The sequence below is a fragment of the Methylobacterium sp. WL8 genome, from assembly GCF_008040045.1.
GTDB lineage: Bacteria > Pseudomonadota > Alphaproteobacteria > Rhizobiales > Beijerinckiaceae > Methylobacterium > Methylobacterium cerastii.
In genome coordinates this window covers 55,482-64,113 of sequence record NZ_VRVF01000026.1, presented here as the reverse complement: position 1 = coordinate 64,113, position 8,632 = coordinate 55,482, and the positions used below count along the sequence as shown (strand labels likewise).

The window sequence follows — 8,632 nt, the reverse complement described above, 5'->3', positions numbered from 1 at the left end:
GGGCAAGACGGGGGCGGGCGCCTTCACCGGGTCGGCGAGGCGCGTCGGCAGGGTGTCGAGGCGCAGGGCCTTGCGCAGGGCGCGCGAGCCGGCATCGACGGCGATCGTCAGCGCGGCGGTGGCCGCGATCAGCACCGTGGCGACGTCGAGGCGCAATTCCGAGATCGCGGCGTCGACGTGGAAGCCCAGCGTCGCGACGCCCAGGATGCCGAAGATCGCGCTCTCGCGAAGGATCAGCTCCCAGCGGTAGAGCAGGTAGGCGAGGAACTGCCCGTAGAGCCGCGGCACGGTCTCGTAGGCGTAGAGGTTGAGGCCCGTCGGCGCGTCGGCGCGGTAGGGTAGGGCGTCGGCGTGGCGCCCCATCAGGTAGCCGACGATGCCGGCATTGTGGATCGTCAGCGCCAGGATCGCCGGCAGCATCGAGGGGCCGAGGGTCTGCAGCAGGACGTAGGCGAGCATGTATTCCGGCGTCGAGCGCAAAACCACGAGGAGCACCCGCCCCGCGGGCGCGCCGAACCGGCCGGAAAAGCGCCGCGACACCAGCGGGAACAGGACGAGGGCGCCGAGCGCGGTCGCGACCAGCGCGATCTGCGCCAGCACCAGCGTCTGCACCGCGCCGGGGAGGATCTGGCCGGTCAGGATCGGCGAGAACCAGGCCCAGAGCCGGGGCAGGGTGGCGGGGTCGAGGAGGCTCGCGTTGCGCAAGGGCGCGGGGACGACGTCGTGGGTGAGGAAGCGGACGAGGCTGGCGCCGACGTTGGTGGTGCCGACGGTGGCCGGCAGCGCCAGCGCGCTCGCCGCGATCAGCACCGGCACCGTGTTCGCCCGCACCCAGAGCCGGCGCGAGCCGATCAGCGCGTAGAACACCAGCAGCAGCGCCCCGGCCTCGGCGTAGCGCCCCTGGCGGAAGGCGGATTCGAGGTAGAACCCCATGGTCGGCAGGCCGATGAAGCCGAGCACCAGGGTCGAGCGCATGGCGCATTCGAAGCGGTAGAGGGTGTAGTGCCGGAACGCGCCCGCGACCTCCGGCAGGCGGGCGTAGAGGAAGGCCGAGACGGCGCCGGTGCCCGCGGGCAGCACCCGGAGCGCCGACAGGTCGGCCTCCTCGATGATCTCCGAGTAGACCTTCGCGCAGATGCCGGCATAGGGCAGGGCGATGGCCAGGATCCCGGTGGTGGCCGAAAGCCCGAACACCTGCATCAGCAGCAGGGCCCAGAACAGCTCGTGCACCGCGCGCAGGCCGGCGCAGAGGAGGCGGACCGCGCGGAACCGCGCAAAGGGAATCGCCAGCAGGAAGCCGGCGCCGGCGCCCAACGTCACGCCGAGCACCGCGAAGGCGACCGTGTAGACGACGCTCCAGCCCTCCACCGAGAGCAGGTCGGGCCGCAACAGGCCGGCGAGCAGCCGCTGGAGGTCGGCCCAGGGGTTCAGGCTGGTGACGTGGAGGTCGGCCAGGGACAAGGCGGCGAGCGCGGCCCCCGCGAACCACAGGCTGGTCGCGGCGTAGCCAGGGCGTTGAAGCCCGATCACGCCGCCGCCTGGTAGAACGGGCTCAGCGCCGCCGCGTCGAGGCTGCGGGCGGGCGCGTCGAGGACGATGCGGCCGGCCTCCAGCACCACGATCCGGTCGGTGTGGGCGAGCGCGAGCGCCACGTCGTGGAGGGCCACCACCAGGGTCTCGTGGCCGCGGGCCATCTCGGCGAGCACGGCTGCGCCCTGCATCCGGTCCAGCGCCGAGACCGGCTCGTCGCCGACCAGGATCGGCCGGCCGTTGTAGAGCGCGCGGGCGACCGAGACCCGCTGCTGCTGCCCGCCCGACAGCGCGCCCGCCTTCTCGCGGATCTTCTCGGCCAGGCCGACCCGGGCCAGCACCGCGCGGACTTCGGCGAGGTCGGCGGCGGCCGGGCGAACCAGGGTGCGCAGGTTGTGCAGGGTCGAGCGGCGGTCGAGGCGGCCCATGTAGACGTTGTGGAACACCGACAGGGTCCGCACGAGGGCCGCCGCCTGCGGCACCAGCGCGACCCGCTCCGGGCTCTGCGCCTGGATCAGGCCGATCAGCGTCGACTTGCCCGCCCCCGAGCGCCCCAGCAGCGCGACCCGCTCGCCCGGATAAATCGTCAGGTCGATGCCGGCGAGCACCGGGCGCCCGTCGTAGGCGGCGCCCGCATCCACGAGCCGGATCGCAGGGTCTGCCATCGTGTCGGTCAGTCGAGCAGGCCGGTGGACTGCCCCACCGCGATCAGCGGCGCGTAGGCGGCGTTGTCGACGGGGATGAATTTCGAGCGGCCGAACGGCTCCAGGATCGCCGGATCGGCGATGCCGACGAGCGCCGCCTTCAGCTTCGCGGTGAAGCCGTCGCCGTAGATCGCGTCCACGTCGCCGCGCACCGTCCACTGGTAGTCGGGGAAGGTCGGGCTCTCCCAGATCACCGTGACGGCCTTGGGGTCGACCTTGCCGGCCTTGGCGTCGAGGTCCCAGACCGAATAGTCGACCGCGCCGACGGCGAAGGCGCCCGACTGCACGAGCTGGATCGTCCGGCTGTGGTCGCCCGAGAAGCCCACCGTCGGGAAGACCTGCTCGGGGGTCTTGCCCGGAAAGGCCTGCCGGATGAAGTATTCCGGCATCAGGCGGCCCGAGGTCGAGGCGCGCGAGCCGAAGGTGAAGCTCTTGCCGGCGATGTCCTTCGGGAAGTCCTTGGACGGCTGGAGGCCGGTCTTCACGTTGGCGATCAGGTAGGTCTTGAAGGCGGCGTCCTCCGCGCCTTGCGCGATCGCCTGGGAGCCCGGCACCGCCTTGCGCGCCTGCACGCCGGTGAAGCCGCCGAACCAGGCGAGCTGCACCTGCCCGTTGGTGAAGGCGGTGACGGCGGCCGGATAGTTCTTCACCGGGATGTACGTCACCGGCACGCCGAGCTTGGCTTCGAGGTAGCGCGCGACCTTGCCGAAGCGCTCGACCAGGCGGCTCTCGTCCTGATCCGGGATGCCGGTGAACACGAAGGCGGGCTTGGCGGCTTGCGCCGAGGCCGGCCCCGCCGCGGGCAGGGCGGCGAGCACCGCCAGGATCAGCGTCCGAAATCCGTCGCGCATGCTTCGTCCCCGCTCCCCGTCGACCGCCTCGGCCCTGGGCCGCCATCCGCATCGGTGACCGGCCCGCATCGGTGTCCTGCCCTCATCGGTATCCTGCCCTAGAGCATTTTCGAGCGCGGTGGATACCGGCTCGCGTGCAGAAAAAGCGGCCACGCAGGCGGTTAGAGCATGGGCCGGTCACGCCGTGGATGCGGTGGCGGCGCCGCACCGGTCGTCCTCCGCCGTGCCGACCCGCCCGGCCCGACGCCTGGCCCCGCAGGGTCGAAGGCCACGCCTTCGACCGCGGCGGGAGACACGGGCGGCAGGCACGGGCGGCAGGATGGTACGATCAACGGGAACCCGGCCCTCCGAACGCCGTTCGAGCAGGGCGAACGAACGATCACGGACGGAAAACCACCATGAAGAAGATCCTCCTCGGCGCGACCCTGGCCATCGGCCTACTCGCCGGCACGAACATGCCGAGCCAGGCGGCCCCCGGCGACGGCCTCTCCCGCAACGCCGCGGCGACCGGCAACAGCACCTTCGCCGGCCAGCATCGGATGGCCCGCCGCGGCAGCATGATGGCGCGCCCGCACATGATGCGCCGTCACCGTCATCACCGCCGCCATCGCTGACCAGATCGCCGCCGCCGGATTCGATGACGGCTCCGGCGGCGTCATACCAAATCCGGTCGATCCCTTCGGGATGGCGGATGTGGGCTTCGCTCATGCGCCGCGCGGGATGCGCCGCGCGGGCTTGCCTGATACGGCCTCCGCTTCGATCGAGCGGAGGCCGTATCAGGCGGCGGCCGCCTCATCGAGCAACCATTCGATCCGCCCCCGGCTCGTCACCCGGCCCGCCGGCAGGTCCTCGCCGGCGGCGAGCCGCCGGAGCGCCTCGCGCTTGCCCGCGCCGCCCACCAGGAACAGGATCAGGGCGGAGGAGGCGATCGCCTTGAAGGTCAGCGTCACCCGCGGCACGAACGGCGTCAGGCCGGCCTCCGGCACGGGCGCCACGAGGGCGTCCGTCACGGACAGGGCGGGCTTGCCGGGAAACAGCGAGGCGGTGTGGCCGTCCTCGCCGAGGCCGAGCAGGACGCAGTCGAACAGCGGACGGGCGGGGTCGAGCCGGTCGGCGCCATAGAACGCGAGGAGCGTGCGGGAGTAGGCCTCGGCCGCCACCTCCGGCCCGAGGTCGGTCGGGATGAAGTGCAGGTGCGCGGCCGACAAAGCCGTGCCGTGGCCGAAGGCCTCGCGCACCATGCGGACGTTGCTGTCGGCATGGTCCCACGGCACGGCACGGTCGTCGCCGAAGAACCAGTGGACCCGGTCCCAGGGCACGCGGCCGACATGGTCCGGCCCGGCGAGCAGGGCGTAGAGGCGCTTGGGCGTCGATCCGCCGGACAGCGCGATCGCGATCCGCTCGGATCGCGAGGCCTCGCAGACCGCGATCAGGCGCTCGGCAGCCTCGCGGGCCACCGCGTCGGCATCGGGAAGGACCACGGCGTCGGGCGGCAGCGCGCCCATCATGACTTTTTGGGCTCCTGGTGGCCGCCGAACCCCTTGCGCATCGCCGACAGCATCTTGTCGGCGTAGGACGCGTCCTCGCGCGAGCGGAAGCGGCGGTAGAGCGCGTTCGACAGCACCGTGGCCGGCACGGATTCCTCGATCGCCGCGTTGATCGTCCAGCGGCCCTCGCCGGAATCCTCGACGTAGCCGGAATAGTCCTCGAGCTTCTCGTCGGTGGCCAACGCGCTCGCCGTCAGGTCGAGGAGCCAGGACGAGACCACGCTGCCGCGGCGCCAGACCTCGGCGATGTCGCCGAGGTTGAGGTCGAACCGGCGCTCGGGGGGCAGCGCCTCGCTGTCGGCGTGCTTGAGGATGTCGAAGCCCTCGGCATAGGCCTGCATCAGGCCGTATTCGATGCCGTTGTGGATCATCTTGACGAAGTGGCCTGCCCCGCTCGGGCCGGCATGGATGTAGCCCTGCTCGGCGCGGGGGTCGCGGCCGTCGCGCCCCGGCGTCTTCGGGATGTCGCCGATCCCCGGCGCGAGCGTCGCGAAGACCGGGTCGAGGCGATCGACGGCCGCCTTGTCGCCGCCGATCATCATGCAGTAGCCGCGCTCCAGCCCCCAGACGCCGCCGGAGGTGCCGACGTCGACGTAGTGGATGCTCCGGTCCTTGAGCTCGCCCGCGCGGCGCACGTCGTCGCCGTAGAACGAGTTGCCGCCGTCGATGATCACGTCGTCGGCCTGCATCAGGCCGGACAGCGCCTTCACCGTGGCTTCCGTGATCGCGCCCGCCGGCAGCATCACCCAGGCGGCCCGCGGGACGTCGAGCTTGGAGACGAAGTCCTCCAGGCTGTCGGCGCCGACCGCGCCGGCCTCGACCAGCGCCTTCACCGCCTCCGGGTTCTGGTCGAAGACCACCGCCGTGTGCCCGTCGCGCAGGAGGCGCCGGACGATGTTGCCGCCCATCCGGCCGAGGCCGATCATCCCGAGCTGCATGTTTGGCACTCCTCTGAGGCTCTGTGAGGCTCTGTCGGTGGCGGCCCGCCGCACCCGGCTGCGCCCGCGAGGGGCCCCGGGCGCGGCGATCCGTCGTGAGGCTTAGCCCGCCGCGGCGGTCAGGGCCGCGGCGATCCGCTTCAGGCCGGCCGGGACGTCGCCGCCCTTGATGTGGACCCGCAGCGCCCGGCGTCCGCGCTCGGCGAGGACCGACAGGTCGCCGCGCGCCTGCGCCGCGACCACGGTGCCGAAGCCGAGCTTGCGCCCCGGGATCGCGAGGTCCTCGGCGGGGTCGGCGGTGATCTGCACGAACACGCCGGTGTCGGGGCCGCCCTTGTAGGCCTGGCCCGTCGAGTGGAGGAAGCGCGGCCCGAATTCCAGGCAGGTCGCCACGTGCCGCGCGTCGCGGATCGCCAAGCGGGCCTGCTGCAGGACGGCGTGGTTCGCCTCGTTCCGCGGCACGTAGGCGAGGAGCGCCAGGTAGTCGCCGGCCTTGAGCCGGGCGACCTGCGCCTTCAGCCCGGCCTCCAGCCCGTCGGCCGCCTCCGGCAGCGCGCCGGAATTGGCCGTGTCGGCGTAGAGGGCGATGGTCTCGTCCTCGAACACCGGCGTCTCGGGCGGCAGCGCTCCGCTCGCCTCGGCGGCCTCGAACAGCTTCTTCGTCTCGATCTTGCTCGCCTCGACGTCGGGCTGGTCGAACGGGTTGATGCCGAGCAGCGCGCCGGCCACCGCGGTCGCCATCTCGAAGCGGAAGAACTCCTGCGGAAGCTGCTCCACCGTGTCGAGGGTGATGCGCACCACCGGATGGCCCTCGCGCTCCAGGCCGCGCAGGGTCTCGTCCTGGCGCTCGTCGGCATGGCCGTCGAGGCGCAGGTAGACGAAGAGGCGGTCGTGGCCGTAGGCGGCCGGCACGTCGACCGGCTCGCCGTCGATCGGGATCAGGCCCTTGCCCTGCTTGCCGGTCGACTCCGCGATCAGCTGCTCGGCCCAACCGCCGAAGCTGGCGATCCCCGGGGAGGCGACGATCGTCACCTTGTCGCGACCCGCCAGACCAGCGGTGCCCATCGCGGCGCCCAGCAGCACGCCGGGGTTCTCGGTCGGCGGCACCGCCGGGCCGCAGGAGCGGACCATGATCCGCGCCCGCTCCAGGAAGTCCGTCACGTCGATGCCGACGCAGGCCGCCGGCACCAGGCCGAAGGCCGAGAGCACGGAGTAGCGCCCGCCGATCTGCGGCACGCCGTAGAAGATCCGCCGGAAGCCGTCGGCCTTGGCCGCCTTCTCCATCGCCGAGCCGGGATCGGTGACGGCGAGGAAGTGCTCGCCCGCCCGCTCGCCGACGACCGCCTTCATCCGCGCCAGGAAGTAGTCGCGAAACACGTTCGGCTCCAAGGTCGAGCCGGACTTCGAGGCGACGACGAACAGCGTGCGCGGCAGGTCGAGGGTGGCCTCGAGCGCGCGGACCTCGTCGGGATTGGTGGAATCGAGGATCGAGAGCTTCGGGAAGCCGTCGCGGTTGCCGTAGGTCAGGCCGAGCACTTCGGGGCCGAGGCTCGACCCGCCCATGCCGAGCACGACGACGTCGGCGAAGCCCTGCCCCTGAACCCAGGCCGAGAGCGCGGCGTAATCCTGCGCCTTCTCCAGCTCGTCCTCGACGATGCGGAGCCAGCCGAGCCACCGATCCTCGTCGGCGCCCGACCAGACCGTGGTGTCGTGCGCCCACAGGCGGCGGATCGCACCGCTCGCGCGCCAGGCTTCGACCGCCTTGCCGGTCTCGGCGGCCAGCGCGTCGCCGAGCTTCAGGCTCTGGACGTTCAGGCGATGGCCGAGCAGCGCCACGCGCTTGCCGGCGACCGCGCCGAGCAGCTTGTCGGCGGCGTCGACGAAGAGCTGCACGCCCTCCTCGACCAGCTGCTTGGCCATCGCGTCGATGTCGATGCCGGCCTCAGCCAGGCGCGCCATCACGGCTTCCGCCCCGGCCACGTCCTCCTCGATCGCGTTGCGCACCGCGCCATGGTCGCGGAACGCGTCCATCGTGGCCGGCGGCATGGTGTTGACGGTGTTCGGGCCGATCAGCTCCTCGACGTAGAGCACGTCGCGGTAGGCCTTGTTCTTGGTGCCCGTGGAGGCCCAGAGCAGCCGCTGCGCCTTGGCGCCCTTCTCGGCCAGCGCCGTCCACTTGCTGTCCGCGAACACCGCCTTGTAGCGCTGGTAGGCGAGCTTGGCGTTGGCGATCGCGACCTTGCCCTTGAGGGCTTCGAGGGCGGCCTTCCGCTCGGGGTCGGCTTCCGCCGCGGCCTTCTCGTCGAGCAGCTTGTCGGCCAGCACGTCGATGCGGCTGATGAAGAAGCTCGCCACGCTCGCGATCCGCGAGACGTCGCCGCCGTTCCTCGCGCGCTCCGCGAGGCCGTCGACGAAGGCGCGGGCGACCTTCTCGTACTCGCCCTGCGAGAACAGCAGGGTGACGTTGATCGAGATGCCTTCCGCCGTGAGCTGGCGGATCGCCGGGATGCCCTCCGGGGTCGCGGGCACCTTCACCATCAGGTTGTCGCGCGCCACGGCCTTGTGGAGCCTGCGAGCCTCCTCCAGCGTGTCCTCGGTCTGCAGGGCGAGGTAGGGCGAGACCTCGAGGCTGACGTAGCCGTCTGCGCCGTCGGACGCCTCGTAGACCGGGCGCAGCACGTCGGCCGCCGCCTGGATGTCGGCGATGGCCAAGCCCTCGTAGAGGTCGATGACGCGGCTGTCGCCCTGCTCCATCACGCTCTTGAGGCTGGCATCGTACTCGTCGGAATGGCCGATGGCCTTCTCGAAGATCGAGGGGTTGGAGGTCACGCCGCGCAGGCCGTCGTTCTCGACCAGCGCCTTGAGCTCGCCCTTGGCGACGAAGCCGCGGGCGACGAAGTCGAGCCAGACCGCCTGATCCTGTTCGGCGTGCAGGGCCTTGAGCGCGTTCATGTCGATGCCTCGCAAAGTCGTCGGTCTCGGTTCGTCGTGTCGTCGACCCCCCGCTCGGGAGATCAACCCGCGGACCCAGGCCTTGGCTCCGGCGTGGAGCGCAGGCCTGG

Annotated in this window: 7 protein-coding genes; 1 reads left to right on the top strand and 6 read right to left on the bottom strand. The window is 71.7% G+C overall.

The annotated features are described in order from the left end of the window. From FV234_RS11720 to FV234_RS11710, 3 genes are all read right to left on the bottom strand, one after another. On the bottom strand, positions 1–1,530 hold a 1,530-nt coding region (locus tag FV234_RS11720), incomplete at its 3' end, for an ABC transporter permease (protein ID WP_147763358.1). After that, the gene (locus FV234_RS11715; protein ID WP_147751493.1) at positions 1,527–2,195 is read right to left on the bottom strand and encodes an ATP-binding cassette domain-containing protein; all 669 of its coding nucleotides are present in this window, start codon (positions 2,193–2,195) and stop codon (positions 1,527–1,529) included. The genes FV234_RS11715 and FV234_RS11720, both read right to left, overlap by 4 nt. An 8-nt stretch (positions 2,196–2,203) precedes the next feature. Beyond that, positions 2,204–3,085, bottom strand: coding sequence for a putative selenate ABC transporter substrate-binding protein (locus FV234_RS11710; RefSeq protein WP_147763359.1), 882 nt, complete (start codon positions 3,083–3,085; stop codon positions 2,204–2,206). 398 nt (positions 3,086–3,483) lie between these two features. On the opposite strand from FV234_RS11710, the gene FV234_RS11705 reads away from it, so the two are divergent. Continuing rightward, a complete protein-coding gene (locus tag FV234_RS11705; protein WP_147751495.1) occupies positions 3,484–3,699 on the top strand; it encodes a hypothetical protein in 216 nt (71 codons plus the stop codon). A 162-nt stretch (positions 3,700–3,861) separates the two neighbouring features. Here FV234_RS11705 and pgl read toward each other — a convergent pair whose 3' ends face one another. From pgl to FV234_RS11690, 3 genes are all read right to left on the bottom strand, one after another. Then, on the bottom strand, positions 3,862–4,590 hold the full coding sequence (gene pgl, locus FV234_RS11700; protein ID WP_147763386.1) for a 6-phosphogluconolactonase: 729 nt from the start codon (positions 4,588–4,590) through the stop codon (positions 3,862–3,864). Further along, positions 4,590–5,570, bottom strand: a complete 981-nt coding sequence (gene gnd / locus FV234_RS11695; RefSeq protein WP_147763360.1) for a phosphogluconate dehydrogenase (NAD(+)-dependent, decarboxylating) — start codon at positions 5,568–5,570, stop codon at positions 4,590–4,592. Before gnd ends, pgl begins: the two co-directional genes overlap by 1 nt. A gap of 102 nt (positions 5,571–5,672) precedes the next feature. Next, a complete protein-coding gene (locus tag FV234_RS11690; protein WP_147829425.1) occupies positions 5,673–8,522 on the bottom strand; it encodes a bifunctional transaldolase/phosoglucose isomerase in 2,850 nt (949 codons plus the stop codon). Positions 8,523–8,632 lie beyond the last annotated feature (110 nt).

Excerpts from the sequence above, each read along its gene's own strand:
- FV234_RS11710 (WP_147763359.1), bottom strand. The coding sequence starts at position 3,085 with ATGCGCGACGGATTTCGGACGCTGATCCTGGCGGTGCTCGCCGCCCTG.
- FV234_RS11705 (WP_147751495.1), top strand. The coding sequence starts at position 3,484 with ATGAAGAAGATCCTCCTCGGCGCGACCCTGGCCATCGGCCTACTCGCC.
- gnd (WP_147763360.1), bottom strand. The coding sequence starts at position 5,570 with ATGCAGCTCGGGATGATCGGCCTCGGCCGGATGGGCGGCAACATCGTC.
- FV234_RS11715 (WP_147751493.1), bottom strand. The coding sequence starts at position 2,195 with ATGGCAGACCCTGCGATCCGGCTCGTGGATGCGGGCGCCGCCTACGAC.
- FV234_RS11690 (WP_147829425.1), bottom strand. The coding sequence starts at position 8,522 with ATGAACGCGCTCAAGGCCCTGCACGCCGAACAGGATCAGGCGGTCTGG.
- pgl (WP_147763386.1), bottom strand. The coding sequence starts at position 4,590 with ATGGGCGCGCTGCCGCCCGACGCCGTGGTCCTTCCCGATGCCGACGCG.